General features: G+C 69.7%; 19 protein-coding genes. 13 read left to right on the forward strand and 6 right to left on the reverse strand.

From position 1 onward, the window contains the following. The first annotated feature begins 161 nt into the window (after positions 1–161). Positions 162–1,595, forward strand: coding sequence for a cell envelope integrity TolA family protein (locus AU195_RS22700; RefSeq protein ID WP_157531225.1), 1,434 nt, complete (start codon positions 162–164; stop codon positions 1,593–1,595). Between the two features lie 57 nt (positions 1,596–1,652). Here the strand turns inward: AU195_RS22700 and AU195_RS22705 are convergent, their stop codons facing one another. Next, positions 1,653–1,967, reverse strand: a complete 315-nt coding sequence (locus AU195_RS22705; protein ID WP_011560844.1) for a type II toxin-antitoxin system VapB family antitoxin — start codon at positions 1,965–1,967, stop codon at positions 1,653–1,655. 153 nt (positions 1,968–2,120) lie between these two features. On the opposite strand from AU195_RS22705, the gene hrcA reads away from it, so the two are divergent. From hrcA to AU195_RS22720, 3 genes are read left to right on the forward strand one after another with little or no spacing between them, the layout of a single operon-like run. Continuing rightward, positions 2,121–3,164, forward strand: a complete 1,044-nt coding sequence (gene hrcA, locus AU195_RS22710; RefSeq protein WP_059161397.1) for a heat-inducible transcriptional repressor HrcA — start codon at positions 2,121–2,123, stop codon at positions 3,162–3,164. 54 nt (positions 3,165–3,218) lie between these two features. After that, positions 3,219–4,373 carry a molecular chaperone DnaJ gene (gene dnaJ / locus AU195_RS22715; protein ID WP_059161277.1) on the forward strand — a complete coding sequence of 385 codons (1,155 nt, stop codon included), beginning with the start codon at positions 3,219–3,221 and terminating at the stop codon, positions 4,371–4,373. A 13-nt stretch (positions 4,374–4,386) separates the two neighbouring features. Continuing rightward, on the forward strand, positions 4,387–5,130 hold the full coding sequence (locus AU195_RS22720; protein ID WP_059161278.1) for a 16S rRNA (uracil(1498)-N(3))-methyltransferase: 744 nt from the start codon (positions 4,387–4,389) through the stop codon (positions 5,128–5,130). On the opposite strand, the gene AU195_RS22725 is transcribed toward AU195_RS22720, so the two are convergent. After that, on the reverse strand, positions 5,101–5,697 hold the full coding sequence (locus AU195_RS22725) for a DUF998 domain-containing protein (RefSeq protein ID WP_286149457.1): 597 nt from the start codon (positions 5,695–5,697) through the stop codon (positions 5,101–5,103). The genes AU195_RS22720 and AU195_RS22725 overlap by 30 nt on opposite strands. 112 nt (positions 5,698–5,809) lie before the next feature. Between AU195_RS22725 and AU195_RS22730 the strand changes: the two genes are divergently transcribed. From AU195_RS22730 to era, 5 genes are read left to right on the forward strand one after another with little or no spacing between them, the layout of a single operon-like run. Then, on the forward strand, positions 5,810–6,886 hold the full coding sequence (locus AU195_RS22730; RefSeq protein ID WP_059161280.1) for a PhoH family protein: 1,077 nt from the start codon (positions 5,810–5,812) through the stop codon (positions 6,884–6,886). 4 nt (positions 6,887–6,890) lie between these two features. Next, positions 6,891–7,424 carry an rRNA maturation RNase YbeY gene (ybeY, locus tag AU195_RS22735; protein WP_059161281.1) on the forward strand — a complete coding sequence of 178 codons (534 nt, stop codon included), beginning with the start codon at positions 6,891–6,893 and terminating at the stop codon, positions 7,422–7,424. Further along, complete coding sequence (locus AU195_RS22740) at positions 7,421–8,731, forward strand: hemolysin family protein (RefSeq protein WP_059161282.1); 1,311 nt, start codon at positions 7,421–7,423, stop codon at positions 8,729–8,731. The genes ybeY and AU195_RS22740 overlap by 4 nt, the downstream gene beginning before the upstream one ends. Then, complete coding sequence (locus AU195_RS22745; protein WP_059161283.1) at positions 8,724–9,041, forward strand: cytidine deaminase-like protein; 318 nt, start codon at positions 8,724–8,726, stop codon at positions 9,039–9,041. The genes AU195_RS22740 and AU195_RS22745 overlap by 8 nt, the downstream gene beginning before the upstream one ends. Then, entirely contained in the window at positions 9,041–9,952 is a 912-nt protein-coding gene (era, locus tag AU195_RS22750; protein ID WP_059161284.1) for a GTPase Era, read from the forward strand. Before AU195_RS22745 ends, era begins: the two co-directional genes overlap by 1 nt. On the opposite strand, the gene AU195_RS22755 is transcribed toward era, so the two are convergent. Further along, complete coding sequence (locus AU195_RS22755) at positions 9,949–11,463, reverse strand: amidase (RefSeq protein ID WP_059161285.1); 1,515 nt, start codon at positions 11,461–11,463, stop codon at positions 9,949–9,951. The two genes, era and AU195_RS22755, sit on opposite strands and share 4 nt — an antisense overlap. Before the next feature lie 63 nt (positions 11,464–11,526). Here AU195_RS22755 and recO point away from each other — a divergent pair, with 63 nt between their 5' ends. The 3 genes from recO (at position 11,527) to AU195_RS22770 (ending at position 13,734) form a co-directional block, all read left to right on the forward strand. Continuing rightward, positions 11,527–12,357 (forward strand): DNA repair protein RecO, encoded by an 831-nt coding sequence (gene recO, locus AU195_RS22760; RefSeq protein WP_059161286.1) that lies wholly within the window; start codon positions 11,527–11,529, stop codon positions 12,355–12,357. Beyond that, positions 12,332–13,231, forward strand: a complete 900-nt coding sequence (locus tag AU195_RS22765) for a decaprenyl diphosphate synthase (protein WP_157531228.1) — start codon at positions 12,332–12,334, stop codon at positions 13,229–13,231. The genes recO and AU195_RS22765 overlap by 26 nt, the downstream gene beginning before the upstream one ends. Positions 13,232–13,305: 74 nt before the next feature. Then, positions 13,306–13,734, forward strand: coding sequence for a hypothetical protein (locus AU195_RS22770; RefSeq protein ID WP_059161288.1), 429 nt, complete (start codon positions 13,306–13,308; stop codon positions 13,732–13,734). Here AU195_RS22770 and AU195_RS22775 read toward each other — a convergent pair. Both AU195_RS22775 and AU195_RS22780 read right to left on the reverse strand, forming a co-directional pair. Then, positions 13,723–14,118 (reverse strand): Fur family transcriptional regulator, encoded by a 396-nt coding sequence (locus AU195_RS22775; protein ID WP_059161289.1) that lies wholly within the window; start codon positions 14,116–14,118, stop codon positions 13,723–13,725. The genes AU195_RS22770 and AU195_RS22775 overlap by 12 nt on opposite strands. Beyond that, positions 14,115–14,477 carry an ArsR/SmtB family transcription factor gene (locus AU195_RS22780; RefSeq protein WP_059161290.1) on the reverse strand — a complete coding sequence of 121 codons (363 nt, stop codon included), beginning with the start codon at positions 14,475–14,477 and terminating at the stop codon, positions 14,115–14,117. The genes AU195_RS22775 and AU195_RS22780 overlap by 4 nt, the downstream gene beginning before the upstream one ends. A gap of 92 nt (positions 14,478–14,569) precedes the next feature. Between AU195_RS22780 and AU195_RS22785 the strand changes: the two genes are divergently transcribed. Continuing rightward, positions 14,570–15,952, forward strand: coding sequence for a glycine--tRNA ligase (locus AU195_RS22785; protein ID WP_059161291.1), 1,383 nt, complete (start codon positions 14,570–14,572; stop codon positions 15,950–15,952). 79 nt (positions 15,953–16,031) lie between these two features. Here AU195_RS22785 and AU195_RS22790 read toward each other — a convergent pair whose 3' ends face one another. Beyond that, the gene (locus AU195_RS22790; RefSeq protein WP_059161292.1) at positions 16,032–18,020 is read right to left on the reverse strand and encodes a TPM domain-containing protein; all 1,989 of its coding nucleotides are present in this window, start codon (positions 18,018–18,020) and stop codon (positions 16,032–16,034) included. Positions 18,021–18,069 lie beyond the last annotated feature (49 nt).

An 18,069-nucleotide genomic window follows, 5' to 3' on the forward strand; every position in this document is an offset into this window, starting at 1 on the left:
GCGTGGCGATCCGCACGCTGCGGTGAGAAGCGATATTCCCAGCAAAACAGCAATATTAAGCCGCCCTTACTAAGGTTAGGCGAACCTATTGCGTCTCAGTGAAATCTCAGATACCTTCCAGGCGCCGCTCAGGTGCGGCACCTCACTTCGAAGGAGATCTCGTGCAACTAGCTCTTCGCGCCGCCGGGTCGTGCCCCGGGCCGCAGACAGATTCGGCGTACTCGACGCCCCGGCCGAACAAGTTGCTGCTCGCCAGCATCGCGATGGTCGGTGCCGGTGCCATCGCCGTCACTCCGGTGGCGCCGAACGTGTCCGAGATCCAGCAGCGCGCGTTCGAGTTGACCGCCAACGCGAGGGTCACCGACAGCCCGGCGGCGGTCTACGGCAACCTGTTCGAGAACGGGTTCGAGAACCTCACCGCGCTCGCCGGCGCCCTGACCGCGAATCCGTTCCCGATCCTGGGCCAGCTGGCCGAGAACCAGGCGGGATACCTCGGGCAGATCAGCGAGGGATTCCTGGGAGTCCCCGAGGCGTTCGAGAACTTCTGGAACGGCGCCAACGGCAGTGTCCTGCTGGACGAGGCGCGCGCCGCCCTGGAGAGGGGCGAGTTCGCCGAGGCGTACGACCGCCTCAACCGCTTCAACGTCTACTCGCTGACGATTCTGTCGCCGATCGCCGAATGGCTCTTCTCCGCCGAGCCGAGCCCCCGACTTCCCGAGGGCCGCATCGGTATTCCGGAGCAGATCGCCCAGAACTTCACCGACGTGGTCGCCACGATCTTCGACCAGGGTGGCGTCGTGAACGGCACCACCAAGTCGTTCCTCGGTCCGTTCATCGGGGTGAACTTCGAGATCGCGCTGGCCGCCGAGGCTCTCGTGGCGGCGGTCCAGGACGGTGACGCCGCGGGCGCGGTCAACGTGCTCGTCAACACGCCGGGCACGGTTTTCAACGCCCTGTTCAACGGTTACGTCAACCCGGCATGTGGCGATGACTGCGCCGCGAGCCAGTACTTCCCGGGTCTGATCAACGGCACCGGTCCGATCGTCGACCTGTTCGTGCGTCTGCCGAACGCGATCGCCGACGCGCTGAAGCCGAACACGGTCACGGCACCGAGCGCGCAGCAGACGCGTACCGCCGACGTCTCGGCGACGGCGCTCGTATCCGATTCCGAGACGGTGGTCGTCGACGTCGAGGAGACCTCGCTCGGTGAGAAGGCCTCGGCCGAGCCGGCCGCCATCGAGGCCTCGGTCCCGCTCAAGGACGCCGAGGTGCCGGTGACCGTCACCGAGGAGATCGTCGGTGCGGCGCCGGTCGTCGTCGACGAGGCCGCTGCGGACACCGCCGTCGAGAAGAAGGCGCCCGCCCAGGATCTGCGCACGGCGATCGCCGGGCACCAGGCCGCCGCGTCGAAGAAGGTTCGCGACGCGATCGGCACGCTCACCGGCGGCCGTCACGCCAGCAACAAGGAAGCGGCCGAGGCCAAATCGGATTCGGCGCCGAAGCACGCCAAGGACGACGACGGCGCCAAGGACGCGAAGTCCGAGACGAAGTCCGAGTCGAAGGATTCCGCCAAGTCCGGCGCTGCCTCCGAGTAGACGCACCACCACATGAGACGGGCCCCCTCCGCGCGGAGGGGGCCCGTTCTCGTGCGCCTAGATCTGCTGGGAGTACGGCACGTCCATGTCGTAGAGCCGGGCATGCAGCACCGTGCGGTTACGCAGTGCCGAGCGCACGGCGCGGTGCAGACCGTCCTCCAGATAGATCACGCCCTGCCAGCGGACCGCGTGGGGGAACAGATCGCCGTAGAAGGTGGAGTCCTCGGACAGCAACCGGTCCAGCGCGAGGACGGTCGTGGTCGTGACGATCTCGTCGAGCCGGATCTGGCGGGGCGGGATACGCGACCATTCGCGATAGCTGAGACCGTGCTCGGGGTAAGGCTTACCGTCGCGGACACCCTTGAAGATCATCAGCGCGCCTTCGGTTGCTCGGCCCCCTCTACGACGAAGGTTAGCCGAACCTCGGCGGGGGGTAGTCACGCGTACCGCGCGATGCGTGGGACGGCAGCTGAGCACCGTAAACTGGACGCGAACTGCGCTGTGTCCGAGAGGTGGGTGAACACGATGAGTAGTGCCGACGACCGTCGCTTCGAGGTGCTGCGCGCCATCGTCGCCGACTTCGTCGCCACCAAGGAGCCGATCGGCTCCAAGACCCTGGTGGAGCGACACAACCTCGGAGTGTCCAGCGCGACCGTCCGCAACGACATGGCCGTCCTCGAAGCCGAGGGGTACATCACCCAACCGCACACCAGTTCCGGGCGGGTGCCCACCGAGAAGGGCTACCGCGAGTTCGTCGACCGGCTCGACGACGTCAAACCGCTGTCGTCGGCCGAACGGCGGGCGATCCTCAAATTCCTCGAGAGCGGCGTCGACCTCGACGACGTGCTGCGCCGGGCGGTGCGATTGCTGGCGCAGCTGACCCGTCAGGTCGCGATCGTGCAGTACCCGACGCTGTCCACCTCGTCGGTCCGTCATCTGGAGGTGGTGGCCCTCACGCCCGCGCGCCTGCTGCTGGTCGTCATCACCGACACCGGCCGTGTCGACCAGCGCATCGTCGAACTCGGCGACGCGATCGACGAACACGAACTCGCCACGCTGCGCGATCTGCTCGGCCAGGCGCTGGAGGGCAAGCGGCTCTCGGCCGCGTCGGTGGCCGTCTCGGACCTCGCCTCGCACCTGAACGGCAGCCCGGGGATCTCGCACCGGCTGGCCGACGCCGTCGGCCGTTCGGCCACCGTGCTGGTCGAGACGCTCGTCGAGCACGCCGAGGAGCGGCTCCTGCTCGGCGGCACCGCGAACCTCACCCGCAACACCGCCGATTTCGGCGGCTCGCTGCGGTCGGTCCTCGAGGCCCTCGAGGAGCAGGTGGTGGTGCTGCGGTTGCTCGCCGCGCAGCAGGAGGCGGGCAAGGTGACCGTGCGGATCGGTCACGAGACCGAGGCCGAACAGATGGCGGGCACGTCGGTGGTCACCACGGCCTACGGCAGTTCGGGCAAGGTCTACGGCGGCATGGGTGTGGTGGGTCCCACTCGGATGGACTATCCGGGAACTATCGCTAATGTCGCTGCGGTTGCTTTGTACATAGGTGAAGTCCTGGGTACGCGATGAGCGCGTCGAAGAGGAAGTCGTAACAGCCGGTACACCGGCACTGAAAGGTCAAGCGTGGCACGCGATTATTACGGCCTGCTCGGAGTGAGCAAGGGCGCCAGCGATCAGGAGATCAAGCGCGCCTATCGCAAGCTTGCCCGCGAGCTGCACCCCGACGTCAACCCCGACGAGGAGGCGCAGGCCCGGTTCAAGGAGATCAGCGCCGCCTACGAGGTGCTGTCCGATCCGGAGAAGCGCCGCATCGTCGACCTCGGCGGTGACCCGCTCGAGAGTGCGGGCGCGTCGGGCGCGAATGGATTCGGCGCCGGTTTCGGTGGCCTGGGCGATGTGTTCGAGGCGTTCTTCGGCGGGGGCGGCGGCTCTCGCGGACCGATCGGGCGTGTCCGGCCCGGCTCGGACTCCCTGCTGCGGATGCGTCTCGACCTCGCCGAATGCGCGACCGGCGTGACCAAGCAGGTGACCGTCGACACCGCCGTGCTGTGCGACCTGTGCCACGGCAAGGGCACACACGGCAACTCGACGCCCGCGACGTGTGACACCTGCGGCGGCCGCGGTGAGATCCAGACCGTGCAGCGCTCGCTGCTCGGCCAGGTCATGACGGCGCGGCCGTGCCCGGTGTGCGGTGGGGTGGGCGAAGTGATCCCCGACCCCTGCCACCGCTGCGGCGGCGACGGCCGCGTTCGCGCCCGGCGTGAGATCAGCGTCAAGATCCCGGCCGGGGTGGGCGACGGGATGCGCGTGCGGCTGGCCGCCCAAGGCGAGGTCGGACCCGGCGGCGGACCGGCCGGCGACCTGTACGTCGAGGTGCACGAGAAGCCGCACGACGTGTTCGTCCGCGACGGCGACGACCTGCACTGCACGGTGTCGGTGCCGATGGTCGACGCCGCGCTGGGTACCACGGTCAGCGTCGACGACATCCTCGGCGGGCCGGTGGAGCTGACCATCGCCGCCGGTACCCAGCCCGGCGCGGTGACGACGTTGCGCGGCCACGGCATGCCGCACCTGCGTTCGGGCGTCCGCGGCGACCTGCACGCGCACATCGACGTGGTGGTGCCCGCCAAGCTCGACCACACCGACATCGACCTGCTGCGCCAGCTCAAGGAGCACCGCAGCCGCGACGTCGCCGAGGTCCGCACCAGCAGTTCACCCGCCGCGTCGAACTCCGGCGGTCTGTTCAGCCGGCTGCGCGAGACGTTCACCGGCCGCTAGGAGGGCTCGTCGCGTGCGCGACCTGTTCTATGTCGACGCGCTGCCCGAGGTCGGTGAGCTCGCCGTCGTCGACGGCGATGCCGGATTCCACGCCACCACCGTGCGGCGCATCCGCACCGGTGAACACCTCGACCTCGGCGACGGCGGCGGCGCCGTGGCGCATTGTGTGGTCGAGGACGCCGGCAAGGGGAGACTGACCGCGCGGGTGCTCGACCGTCGGGACGTCCCGCCACCGAGCCCGGCCGTGACCGTCGTCCAGGCGATCCCGAAATCCGACCGCGCCGAGCTGGCGGTGGAGCTGGCCACCGAAGCCGGCGCCGACACGGTGGTCGCGTGGCAGGCCGCCCGATGTGTGGCCCGGTGGGACGGGGTGAAGGTCGGCAAGGGTCTGCGCCGCTGGCGTGCGGTGGCCCGCGCCGCGGCGCGGCAATCCCGGCGGCCCCACATCCCATCGGTCGACGGAGTGGTCACGACGGCCGAGTTGGTGCGGCGGGTGAGCTTCGAAGTGGCCGGCGGCGCGACGGTCCTCGTGCTGCACGAATCCGCGACCGCCCCGCTGACCGGGCTCGATCTGGCGCGGGCCCGGGCGCTGACGCTGATCGTCGGCCCCGAGGGCGGTATCGCCGACGAGGAGCTCGATGCCCTGACCGCGGCGGGGGCGGTGGCCGTCCGGCTGGGCCCGACGGTGTTGCGCACCTCGACCGCGGCGGCCGTCGGGCTGGGAGCCCTAGGGGTGCTGACGCCGCGCTGGCAGTAGCGCCGTCAACATCGCGAGCGCCGCGCACACCTGCCACGTCAGGATCGGGTAGACGCTCGCGCGTTCCCACACCGGCGCGGGCAGCACCTCCACACCGGTCCACGCGTGCACCGCCAGCACGGTGAGGCTGAGCAGGCCGACGCCGCCGAGCACGCACGAGGTCAGCCGGTAGGCGAGCCCGGTGAACAGCGACGCACCCGCCAGGGCCGCCGCGTTGCCGCCGACGATGGCGAGGGTCGCACCCACCAAGTGCAGTGCGCCCCCGCCCGCGGGAACGGTCCCGACGAGGATGTTGCCGACCGCGTTGGCCGCCGCGCACGCCGTCAGCGTCCGGTGCCGCGATCCGCCCGCCAGCACCGCGCCCAGCAGGAAGAGGACACCCTGCACGGCGAACCCGGCGTTCATCAGCGCGGCCAGCGGCTGACCGGGAACACCGAGGTCGCTGATGTAGTCGTGGGCGTAGCTGTAGGACGGCCGGTAGGCCGAGGCCGTCACCGCCTCGGCCGTCAGATAGGCCGTCGCACCGAGAATCCAGGCGGTCGCGGCGGCGCGGGGTCGGGGGGTCATCGGTGCCCACAGGTTAACCATTGGGGTGGTGTCGTACCCGGCGGTAGACTGGGACCAGCGACGATACGGCCGGCCCGCCCGGACAAGACAGAAAGCAGGCAGAAAGCAGCACGTGACGCCCCGCGAAACGAACGCTGACTCGTCCGGGTCTTCCGCGGCCCCCATGACGGGCTCACCCACCAATGGCGCCCCGGTACGCAGCAGCATTGATGTTCCGCCCGATCTCGTCATGGGCCTGCTCGGCTCGGCCGACGAGAATCTGCGCGCCCTCGAAGGGTTGCTGGCAGCAGATCTCCACGTGCGCGGCAACGCGGTCACCCTCACCGGTGAACCCGCCGACGTCGCGCTCGCCGAACGGGTGGTCTCCGAACTGGTCGCCATCGTCTCGAGCGGCCAGCAGCTGACCCCGGACGCGATCCGGCACAGCGTCGGCATGCTCACCGGGACCGGCGACGAGTCGCCCGCCGAGGTGCTGACGCTGGACATCCTGTCGCGCCGCGGTAAGACCATTCGTCCCAAGACGCTCAACCAGAAACGCTACGTCGACGCGATCGATGTGCACACCATCGTGTTCGGCATCGGCCCGGCGGGCACCGGCAAGACGTACCTCGCGATGGCCAAGGCCGTCAGCGCACTGCAGACCAAACAGGTCAGCCGCATCATCCTCACCCGTCCCGCGGTCGAAGCCGGTGAGCGCCTGGGGTTCCTGCCCGGCACCCTCAGCGAGAAGATCGACCCGTACCTGCGGCCGCTCTACGACGCGCTGCACGACATGATGGACCCGGAACTGATCCCGAAGCTGATGAGCGCCGGCGTCATCGAGGTCGCGCCGCTCGGGTACATGCGGGGCCGAACCCTCAACGACGCGTTCATCATCCTCGACGAGGCGCAGAACACCACGGCCGAGCAGATGAAGATGTTCCTCACCCGGCTCGGGTTCGGGTCGAAGATCGTCGTCACCGGTGACAGCACCCAGATCGACCTGCCGGGCGGGGCCACGTCGGGGCTGCACGCGGCGATGCGGATCCTCGACAACATCGACGACATCCACTTCGCCGAACTCACCAGCGCCGACGTGGTGCGCCACCGGCTGGTGTCCGAGATCGTCGACGCCTACGCCCGGTTCGAGGAGCCCGCGCAGCTCAACCGCGCGCAACGGCGGGCGTCCACCGGCCGGCCGCGGCGGTAGCGCGATGAGTATCGAGGTGTCGAACGAATCGGGCATGGACGTCTCCGAGGAGGAGTTGATCAGCGTCGCCCGGTTCGTGATCGAGAAGATGAACGTCAACCCGGCCGCGGAACTGTCGATGGTCCTGCTCGACACGTCGTCGATGGCCGATCTGCACATGCGCTGGATGGATCTGCCCGGCCCGACCGACGTGATGAGCTTCCCGATGGACGAGCTCGAGCCCGGCGGCCGTCCGGATTCGCCCGAACCGGGGCCGTCGATGCTCGGCGACATCGTGCTGTGCCCCGATTTCGCCGCGAAACAGGCGGAGACAGCGGGCCATTCGCTCGGCCACGAACTGGCACTGCTGACCGTGCACGGGGTCCTGCACCTGCTGGGGTACGACCACGCCGAACCCGACGAAGAGAAAGAGATGTTCGCGTTGCAGCGTGAACTGCTCGAGGAGTGGGTGGCCGACCAGGTCGAGGCCTACCACGTGGACCGTCAGACCGAGCGGGACCGGCGGCTGCTCGACAAGTCCCGGTACTTCGACGAATGAGCGGACTTCCCCAGCTCATCGGCGTGATCGCGCTCGTCGCCTTCGGTGGGTTGTTCGCGGCGATCGACGCCGCCCTGAGCACGGTGTCCATGGCCCGCGTCGAGGAACTCGTACGCGACGAACGGCCGGGCGCGGTGCGGTTGCAGCGGGTGATGCACGAGCGGCCCCGCTACATCAACCTGATCGTCCTGCTCCGCATCGCCTGCGAGGTGACCGCGACGGTGCTGCTGGCCGCCTACCTCGACGGCCATCTCGGCGTCAGCTGGGGGCTGACCGCGGCCGCGGGCATCATGGTGGTGGCCAGCTTCGTCGCCGTCGGCGTCGGCCCCCGCACCGTCGGGCGGCAGAACGCCTATCCCATCGCCCTGTACACCGCGCTTCCGCTGCAGGCGATCTCGGTGCTGCTCACCCCGATCAGCCGGCTGCTGGTGCTGCTCGGCAACGCGCTGACCCCCGGCCGCGGCTTCCGCAACGGACCGTTCGCCTCCGAGATCGAACTGCGCGAGGTCGTCGACCTGGCCCAGCAGCGCGGGGTGGTGGCCGAAGACGAACGGCGGATGATCGAGTCGGTGTTCGAACTCGGCGACACCGCGGCCCGCGAGGTGATGGTGCCGCGCACCGAGATGGTGTGGATCGAATCCGACAAGACCGCCGGGCAGGCCACGTCGTTGGCGGTACGCAGCGGACACTCCCGCATCCCCGTCATCGGGGAGAATGTCGACGACGTCGTCGGCGTCGTGTATCTGAAGGATCTCGTCCAGCAGACCTACTACTCCGTCAACGGCGGTCGCGACACCACCGTCGAACAGGTGATGCGGGACGCGGTCTTCGTGCCGGACTCCAAACCGCTCGACGAACTGCTCCGCGAGATGCAGCGCGACCGCTATCACATGGCGCTGCTGGTCGACGAGTACGGCGCCATCGCCGGACTGGTCACCATCGAAGACGTCCTCGAGGAGATCGTGGGCGAGATCGCCGACGAGTACGACACCGACGAGGTGGCGCCGGTCGAAGAGCTGGGCAACCGGGAGTACCGGGTGTCCGCGCGGCTGCCGATCGAAGACCTCGGCGAGCTGTACGACCTCGAGTTCGGCGAGGATCTCGACGTCGACACCGTCGGTGGCCTGGTCGCCCTCGAACTCGGGCGGGTGCCGCTGCCCGGAGCCGAGATCACCTGGGACGGATTGAGACTGAGGGCCGAGGGCGGCCCCGACCACCGGGGCCGGGTGCGGATCGGCACGGTTCTGGTCAGCCCCACCGAACCCGAGCCCGACGACCAGAGCGAACCCGAGGAGCGCGGTGACTGAACTCGACCCCGAGGACGGCAAACTCGTCGTCTTGGCCCGCGGCGCGATGGCGCGTGCCGAGGCCGGCAGTGGCGCCGCCGTGCGCGACCTCGACGGCCGCACCTACGCCGGTGCGCCCGTCGCGCTGAGCGCGCTGACGTTGACCGCACTGCAGGCGGCGGTGGCCGCGGCGGTGTCGAGCGGGGCCGCCGGGTTCGAGGCGGCGGTGCTGGTCGGCGGCGCGGCCGACGATGCGGGCGTGGCCGCGGTGCGTGAGTTGTCGGCCGACGCCGCGGTGATCGTCACCGACCGGGCCGGGAACCCGGTCTGATGCCGTCGGGCGGGAACGAGTTCCGTTCGGGCTTCGTGTGTTTCGTCGGGAGGCCGAACACCGGCAAGTCCACGCTGACCAACGCGCTCGTCGGCGCCAAGGTGGCGATCACCTCGAACCGGCCCCAGACCACCCGGCACACCATCCGTGGCATCGTGCACCGCGACGAGTTCCAGATCATCCTCGTCGACACCCCGGGTCTGCACCGGCCCCGCACGCTACTGGGGCAGCGCCTCAACGACCTGGTCAAGACCACCTACTCCGAGGTCGACGTGATCGGGCTGTGCATCCCCGCCGACGAGGCGATCGGCCCGGGGGACCGGTGGATCCACGAGCAGATCCGCGCCGTCGCGCCGAGGACGACGCTGGTCGCGATCGTCACCAAGATCGACAAGGTGCCCAGGGACCGGGTCGCCGCGCAGCTGGTCGCGGTCAGTGAACTGGTCGGGCCCGACGCCGAGATCGTGCCGGTATCGGCGACCAGCGGCGAACAGCTCGACGTGCTGACCGACGTGCTCGCGAGCAAGCTGCCGCCCGGACCGGCGTTCTACCCCGACGGCGAGCTCACCGACGAGCCCGAAGAGACGCTGATGGCCGAACTGATCCGCGAGGCCGCGCTCGAAGGGGTGCGCGACGAACTTCCGCACTCTTTGGCTGTCGTCATCGACGAGATGAGCCCGCGCGAGGGCCGTGACGACCTGATCGACGTGCACGCCATCCTCTACGTCGAACGCGACAGCCAGAAGGGCATCGTGATCGGCAAGGGTGGCGCGCGGCTGCGCGAGGTCGGCACGGCCGCTCGGACGCAGATCGAGAAACTGCTCGGCACGAAGGTCTACCTCGACCTGCGCGTCAAGATCGCCAAGAACTGGCAGCGCGACCCGAAACAGCTTGGGCGCCTGGGCTTCTAGGCCGTCTCGCGCAGGTCCAGATCGTCCCCCGGCGGTGCGTCGGCCGCCTGAGGCGTCGCGGCGGGCGGCACCTGCGGCGTCTCCCACCACACCTCGGGCTGGCGGGCGACCCACCCGCTGACCGCCTCGAGTTCGGCGGCCAGCGAGATGAGCAGCGGCTCGCTCTCGGCGGGGCCCATCAGCTGCACCCCGATCGGCAGCCCGTCGGCGGTGAACCCGGCCGGCACGTTGACCGACGGCCAGCCGAGGAGGTTCCACGGCCAGGTGACCGGACACGCCTTGATCATCGTGCGGTCGGTGGCCAGTCCGCCGAGGTCGTCGAAATCGTGGACGCGCGGCGGCGGTTGCGCGGTGGTCGGCGCCAGCACCACGTCGCAGAGGTTGAACACCCAGCCGATCCGGCGGTGGGCGGCGGCCTCCCTGGCGCGCGCCTTGCGCAGGACGTGTTCGGACAGCAGACGGCCCATCCGCACGTTTGCTTTGGTGCGCTTGTCGAGGTCGACGCCGTACCCGAGCCGCTCGGTCCAGTCCAACAGCCCAGAAGTGGAGCGAGACAAGAAGTTCCACGACATGCCGACGGTGTAGTCGGGGTTCGCGGGCTTCACGGTGTGGCCCAGTTCCTCGAGATGATGGGCGACGGTCTGCAGCGCCGCGCGGATCTCCGGGTGCAGTGTGGCGCGGAAACCGGTGAAGGGGAACTTCGTCGAGAACCCGATCCGCAGCGGACCCGGTGCCCGGGCGACGTACTCCGACACCCGTACCGGCGCGGGGCGGTGCAGATCACCGGTCGCGTTGCCCGAGGCCGCGTCGAGCACCAGCGCCGCGTCGGCGACCGTGCGCGCGAGCACCCCGTTGACCGTGATGCCGTTGAACGCCTCGGCCAGCGGCGAGGTCGAGATGCGGCCGCGCTGCGGTTTGATGCCGACGACATGGCACCAGGCCGCCGGGATGCGCACGCTGCCCGCGCCGTCGGAGCCGATCGCCGCGGTGACCAACCCGGCGGCGACCGCCGCCGCGCTCCCGCCCGACGACCCGCCGGGAGTGTGCTCGCGTGACCACGGGTTGCGGGTGTGGCCGAAGGCCGGTCCGCTGGTGAACGGCCACTGGCCGAGCTCGCAGGTGTTGGTCTTGCCGACGATCACCGCCCCGGCGGCGCGCAGCCGTCGGACCACCTCGGCGTCCGCGGTGGCCGGCCGCACCGTGCCGCTGGTGCCGAACCGCGTCGGCACCCCCGCGACGTCCACGTCGTCCTTCACGGCGATCGGAATGCCGAGCAGCGGGCGCAGATCTCCTGCGGCGCGCCGGCGGTCGGCCTCGGCCGCGGCGGCGAGCGCCTGTTCGGCCAGCACCACCCGGAACGCGTTGAGGGTCGGCTGGCTGGCGGAGATGGCGTGCAGAGACCGGCGCACCAGATCCTCCGCCGTCACCGCACCACTGGCGAGCTGATAGAGCTGGTCGGTCAGGGTCGGGAAGGCGGTTCGAGCGGGGCGGGGAACAGACGAAGCGGCCATCGGCTCCAACCATATCGGCGTTGCCAACCGAGCATTGTCCGACTGTGGTGGAACACTGGTCTGATGCGGCTGTACCGGGACCGCGCTGTCGTGCTGCGCCAACACAAGCTGGGTGAGGCCGACCGGATCGTCACCCTGCTGACCCGCGACCACGGGCTGGTCCGTGCGGTCGCCAAGGGGGTGCGCCGTACCCGCAGCAAGTTCGGCGCGCGGCTGGAACCGTTCGCGCACATCGACGTCCAACTGCACCCGGGCCGCAATCTGGACATCGTCACGCAGGTGCAGGCGATCGACGCGTTCGCCTCCGACATCGTCAGCGACTACGGCCGTTACACGTCGGCCTGCGCGGTGCTCGAGACGGCCGAGCGCCTCGCCGGTGAGGAGCGTGCCCCGATGCCCGCGCTGCACCGGCTGACCGTCGGCGCGTTGCGCGCGGTCGCCGACGGCAGCCGCCCTCGCGAACTGGTGCTGGATGCATACCTGTTGCGCGCCATGGGAATCGCGGGCTGGGCGCCGGCGCTGACCGAATGCGCCCGCTGCGCCACCCCCGGCCCGCACCGGGCGTTCCACGTCGCGGCAGGCGGCAGCGTGTGCGTGCACTGCCGGCCGTCGGGGTCGGTGACCCCGCCGCAGGCCGTGCTGGACCTGATGGCCGCGCTGCACGACGGCGACTGGCCGGCCGCCGAGGCGTCGACCCCGTCGCACCGCAGTCAGGCCAGCGGGTTGGTGGCCGCCCACCTGCAATGGCATCTGGAGCGGCAGTTGCGCACATTGCCGCTGGTGGAGCGTGTCTACCGAGTCGATCATGCGGTCGCTGATCACAGGGTTTCGCTGTTGCGGCAGGATGTGCACCGTGGTGACGAACCGGGTGGGCAGCTCGCGGCGGGGAGCTGAGCGCAAGAAGTCGCAGTTCCCGCAGCTCGACCCACCTGCCGACGACTATCCGACCTTCCCCGACAAGTCGACGTGGCCGGTCGTGTTCCCCGAACTGCCGCCCAACACCAACGGCCGATTCGCCCGTCCGCCACAGCACACCAGCAAGGCCGCCGCACCCAAGATCCCGGCCGACCAGGTGCCGCAGCATGTCGCGGTCGTGATGGACGGTAACGGCCGGTGGGCGACCCAGCGCGGGCTCGGCCGCACCGAAGGCCACAAGATGGGCGAGGCGGTGCTGATCGACATCACCTGCGGGGCCATCGAGATCGGCATCAAGCACCTGACGGTGTACGCGTTCTCCACCGAGAACTGGAAACGCAGCACCGAAGAGGTGCGCTTCCTGATGGGGTTCAACCGCGAGGTGGTCCGCCGCCGGCGGGAGAACCTCAACGACATGGGCGTGCGGATGCGCTGGGTCGGCTCCCGGCCGCGGATGTGGCGCAGCGTGAGCAAGGAGTTCGACATCGCCGAGGAGATGACGGTCGACAACGACGTCATCACCATCAACTACTGCGTCAACTACGGCGGACGCACCGAGATCGTCGAGGCCGCGCGCCAGCTCGCGCAGGAGGCGGTCGACGGCAAGGTGAACCCGAGCCGGATCACCGAGGCCGCCTTCGCCAGACACCTGCACCGGCCCGACATCCCCGACGTCGACCTGTTCATCCGCACGTCGGGGGAACAGCGGGCCAGCAACTTCCTGCTGTGGCAGTCCGCGTACGCCGAGTACGTCTTCCAGGACAAGCTGTGGCCGGACTACGACCGCCGCGATCTGTGGGCGGCGTGCGAGGAGTACGTCAGCCGCAACCGACGCTTCGGCAGAGCCGAATGATGTGCCTGAGCGGCAGAGCCGAATGATGTGCCTGAGCGGCAGAGCCGAATGATGTGCCTGAGCGGACGCGCCTGATGGACCTGCAGCGGCGGTTGGCCGCCGTGCTCGACGGGTTCGTCGACGCGGTGACCCCGGAGGCCGACGGTGCGCTCACCGTGCGCCACGACGGGACCATCGCCTCGCTGCGGGTGGTCACCATCGCCGAGGGCCTGGAACTGGTCTCGCTCACCCAGATCCTGGCGTGGGATCTACCGCTGGACGCCAAGCTGCGCACCGCGGTCGCCGAGTACGCGCACGGCACGCTGCTCGGAACGGTGTCGCTGGCGGCCAAGAGCAGTTCGAAGGAGATCGCCGCAGGCGCCAGGCGCAATTCGAAGAAGACCGCTGATGTGTTGCTGCGCTACAACTTCCCGGCTGCCGGTCTCGCCGACGAGGCGTTGCGCACGCTGATCCTGTTGGTGCTCAGCGCCGGGGCCGACATCCGCCGGGCGCTAGCCGGCTGAGCAGTCCCCGCACAGTCCGAAGATCTCGATGGTGTGGCTCACGTCGGAGAACCCGTGTTCGCGGGCGATGTCGGCGGCCCAGGTCTCGACCTGACCGCCCTGGATCTCGACGGCGGCGCCGCAGGCGCGGCACACGAGATGGTGGTGGTGGTCGGCCGAGCAGCGGCGGTAGACCGACTCGCCGGTGTCGGTGCGCAGGACGTCGACCAGGCCGGACTCCGCCATCGACTGCAGAGTGCGGTACACGGTGGTCAAGCCGATGCCCTCGCCGCGACGCTTGAGCGCATCGTGTAGCTCCTGGGCCGAGCGGAATTCGTCGAGTCCGTCGAGCAGGTCGGCGATCGCCGCCCGCTGCCGGGTGGCGCGGACCGGGGCCGGGCTCACCGAACGTCCTCACCGGCGTGCGCGACGGCGTCGGTGACGATGTGCACCAGGTGTGCGTCGACGAGCCGGTAGAGCACTTCGCGGCCGGACCGCTCACTGGCCACCACACCCGCCTGCTTGAGGATGCGCAGGTGCTGGCTGACCAGGGGCTGGGGGACTCCCAGCGCGTCGACGAGTTCGTGGACGCAGCGCGCCGAATGCTGCAGGTGCAGCACGATCGCGATCCGAACCGGTGCGGCCAGCGCCCGCAGCAGTTCGCCTGCGGTGTCGAGCACCTCGCGCGGGGGCAGCTCCGGCAGCGGCGCCGCGCCGTGCTGGTGAGCGGCGTCCGATGCCACGGTGCTGGAAACGATTTTCATTATGGCTGCCACCATACATGCAGCGATTCGCATGTCAACGGCTCCGACGCGGTGGCGGGAGGGCTCCGTCGCGCCCACTACGCTGTTGCACCGTGGCATCCATCATCGACACCGTTGCGAACCTGGCGAAACGCCGTGGACTGGTCTACCAATCCGGTGAGATCTACGGCGGCACGAAGTCGGCGTGGGACTACGGACCGCTCGGGGTGGAGCTCAAGGAGAACATCAAGCGGCAGTGGTGGCGGTCGGTGGTCACCGGCCGTGACGACGTCGTCGGCCTCGACAGCGCGATCATCCTGCCGCGCGAGGTGTGGGTGGCCTCCGGCCACGTCGAGGTGTTCAACGATCCGCTCGTCGAATGCCTGAACTGCCACAAGCGGCACCGGCAGGACCACATGCAGGAGGCCTACGCGGCCAAGAAGGGTCTCGACGACCCCGATTCGGTGCCGATGGACGAGATCGTCTGCCCGGACTGCGGCACCAAGGGCCAGTGGACCGAACCGCGCGACTTCAACATGATGCTCAAGACCTACCTCGGCCCGATCGAGACCGAGGAGGGGCTGCACTACCTGCGGCCCGAGACGGCCCAGGGCATCTTCGTCAACTTCGCCAACGTCGTGACCACCGCGCGGAGGAAACCGCCGTTCGGCATCGGCCAGATCGGCAAGAGCTTCCGCAACGAGATCACCCCGGGCAACTTTATCTTCCGCACCCGCGAGTTCGAGCAGATGGAGATGGAGTTCTTCGTCGAACCGTCGACCGCCAAGGAATGGCACCAGTACTGGATCGACACCAGGCTGCAGTGGTACGTCGACCTCGGCATCGACCGCGACAACCTGCGCCTCTACGAGCATCCGAAGGACAAGCTGTCGCACTACTCGGACCGCACGGTCGACATCGAGTACAAGTTCGGCTTCGCCGGCAATCCGTGGGGTGAGCTCGAGGGTGTCGCCAACCGCACCGACTTCGACCTGTCCACGCACTCCAAGCACTCCGGCACCGACCTGTCGTTCTACGACCAGGCCAGCGACACCCGCTACACGCCGTACGTGATCGAGCCGGCGGCCGGGCTGACCCGGTCGCTGATGGCCTTCCTCGTCGACGCCTACACCGAGGACGAGGCGCCCAACGCCAAGGGCGGCGTCGACAAGCGCACCGTGCTGCGACTCGACCCGCGGCTCGCCCCGGTCAAGGCCGCGGTGCTGCCGCTGTCACGCCACGCCGACCTGTCACCCAAGGCGCGTGACCTCGCCGCGGAGCTGCGCAAGAACTGGAACGTCGAGTTCGACGACGCCGGCGCGATCGGCCGGCGCTACCGCCGCCAGGACGAGATCGGCACCCCCTACTGCATCACCGTCGACTTCGACTCGCTCGAGGACCACGCCGTGACGATCCGCGAGCGCGACACGATGACGCAGGACCGCATCGGCCTCGACGCGGTCGGCGACTATCTCGCGGTGCGGCTGGGGGGCTGATGACCTCCCTGCGCGAGCAGACACAGAATCGCCCTTTTTCGCGCGAGAACGGGTGACTCTGCGTCTGCTCGGCGAAATTTCAGAACCGGCCGCCGCCTCCGAACATCCCGCCGCCTCCGCCGCCGGATCCGCCGAACGAGCCCGGGCCGAAACCGCCGCCGCCGAAGCCGCCGCGCATGCCGCCGCTGAGGATGTTGCCGATCAGGATGCCGCCGATCATCGCGCCCATGTTGCCGCCGCCACCGCCGCCGTAGCGGCCCATGTACGCCTGTTGCGCGTACTGCACGTCGGCGTTGGCGAGCTGCTGGGCCTGCGCGGCGAGCATCGCCGCCCCGTTCGCGTGCGCGATCGCCTCGGAGGGGTTGGTCGTGCGCTTGGCATCGGCGGCGCTGATCTGGCGGACCGCCTCGGCGAGCCGGGTCCTGGCCTCCGGGCCGATGCTGCCGCGGCGGGTGTCGATGAAGTCCGACACCGACCGCACCCGGGACCGGGCCACGAACAGTGCCTCCTCGAGTGCGCGGCTCAGCCGTTCGGCGGCCTCGCGCTCCTCTTCGACGGTGGCCAGCAGCCGGTCGAGGTCGGCATCGGCCTTCGTCAGCTGCGTGAAGGCGCCGAGCGGATCGGTCGAACCCGACTGCTGCGCGGTCGCGACGGCCGCCGCGGCGGCGTCGCGGGCTGCCGCGAGCTGTGCGCTCTGCGGCACGTCACCGCCGGCCAGCAGCTCACCGGCCTGACGGATCCCGGACTGGATGTCCTCGATCACCGCGGGCAGGTGCGCCGCCGCCCGACGGATGTCGCTGGCGGCGCTGTCCACCGCGTCGAGCAGCGAAGCCGCCTGGCTCAACGCCGATTCCGCGGCGCGCACCGCGTCGACGAGTTCGCTCTGGCGCCCGGCCACCGGACGGGCGGCCACTTCGCGGCCACGGGTGATGTTCTGGTCGGCGAACGTCAGCAGTTCGGTGGCCGCGTCGACGTTGCCCGCCACCGACGCCAGCGCGGCGGCGTCGAACTCGGTGTGCAGGGCGGCCAGTTTCTGCCGGGACGGTTCGATGCGGGCGGTGACGTCGACGACGCGCTGGGTCAGGCCGTCCAGACGTGACGGCGCGTTGATCACGAGCTCCCGCAGCTGCTCGAAGGCCTCGGTCTGCGCGTCGAGTTCGCGGTCGGCCTTCGCGGCGGCGACGATCACCCGGGTCAGCAAGTCCCGGCGCTGCGCGGGCGTCTCGGGGATCGCGTCGTCGAGCTGGTGGCGCACGGTGAACGCCTGAGCCAGTGTCTGTTTGGCGTTGTCGACCGCGCGGGTGAACGGTTCGGTGCGCTGCTGACCGAATTCCTCGACGGCCAACGCGAGTTCGTTGCTGCTGGTGCGCACCGCGTTGTCGACCTCGACCACCATCGATTTCGACAGTTCGTCGAGGGCGTCGACGGACACCGAGGCCAAGGCGTTCGGATCGCTCGGGTCGACGCTGCGGGCCCGCTCGATCTCGGCGGCGCGGCGTTTGCGGCTGCGCCGCCGGGCCCACACCCAGAGGACGAACACGGCCAGGACGATGACGCCCAACGCGAACAGCAGCCCGCCCCAGGCGATCTGGTTGGGGGCGGCGGCGTTGTTCAGCCCGTCGGCCGCGGCGATCGCACCTGCCGCCCAGTCGCTGCCGCGCAGCGCGGGTTCGACCTGGTTGCGCCGCACCTCGTCGACCTTCGCGGCGGTCAGGTCCGGCACCGTCGACGGCACCTGCAGTGCGTAGGCGCGGTCGACGGTCGCCACCGCCAGCAGCGCGTCGTAGCCACCCAGATCGCTGATCTGCATGGTGCTGCGCGCCCAGTTGACCGCACCCTGGCCGGAGAAGTCGTCGACGAACACCACCCACAGCCGGATCTTGCGATCGTTGTAGAGGCGATCGACCGCCTCCTGGACCTGCCCGCGCTGCGCGGCGGACAACGCGCCGGCCTGGTCGGTGACGTAGCCCGGCAGCCGGAACGGCGGTTCGGCGGCGGTCACCGGCGCGAGCAGGACGCCCGCGGTCAGGAGCGTGGCGAGCAGGGCGAGCAGTCGCGTGATGCGCATGGTCGTCAATGTAGTGCCGCGCACACCCGACCTTCAGAAGACCGGCGGA

The organism is Mycobacterium sp. IS-1496 (assembly GCF_001499995.1).
Lineage (GTDB): Bacteria > Actinomycetota > Actinomycetes > Mycobacteriales > Mycobacteriaceae > Mycobacterium.

Coding starts and splice junctions, on each gene's coding strand:
- AU195_RS22705 (WP_011560844.1), bottom strand. CDS start 1,967: ATGATCTTCAAGGGTGTCCGCGACGGTAAGCCTTACCCCGAGCACGGT.
- hrcA (WP_059161397.1), top strand. CDS start 2,121: ATGAGTAGTGCCGACGACCGTCGCTTCGAGGTGCTGCGCGCCATCGTC.
- AU195_RS22725 (WP_286149457.1), bottom strand. CDS start 5,697: ATGACCCCCCGACCCCGCGCCGCCGCGACCGCCTGGATTCTCGGTGCG.
- ybeY (WP_059161281.1), top strand. CDS start 6,891: ATGAGTATCGAGGTGTCGAACGAATCGGGCATGGACGTCTCCGAGGAG.
- AU195_RS22740 (WP_059161282.1), top strand. CDS start 7,421: ATGAGCGGACTTCCCCAGCTCATCGGCGTGATCGCGCTCGTCGCCTTC.
- era (WP_059161284.1), top strand. CDS start 9,041: ATGCCGTCGGGCGGGAACGAGTTCCGTTCGGGCTTCGTGTGTTTCGTC.
- AU195_RS22755 (WP_059161285.1), bottom strand. CDS start 11,463: ATGGCCGCTTCGTCTGTTCCCCGCCCCGCTCGAACCGCCTTCCCGACC.
- recO (WP_059161286.1), top strand. CDS start 11,527: ATGCGGCTGTACCGGGACCGCGCTGTCGTGCTGCGCCAACACAAGCTG.
- AU195_RS22770 (WP_059161288.1), top strand. CDS start 13,306: ATGGACCTGCAGCGGCGGTTGGCCGCCGTGCTCGACGGGTTCGTCGAC.
- AU195_RS22780 (WP_059161290.1), bottom strand. CDS start 14,477: ATGAAAATCGTTTCCAGCACCGTGGCATCGGACGCCGCTCACCAGCAC.
- AU195_RS22790 (WP_059161292.1), bottom strand. CDS start 18,020: ATGCGCATCACGCGACTGCTCGCCCTGCTCGCCACGCTCCTGACCGCG.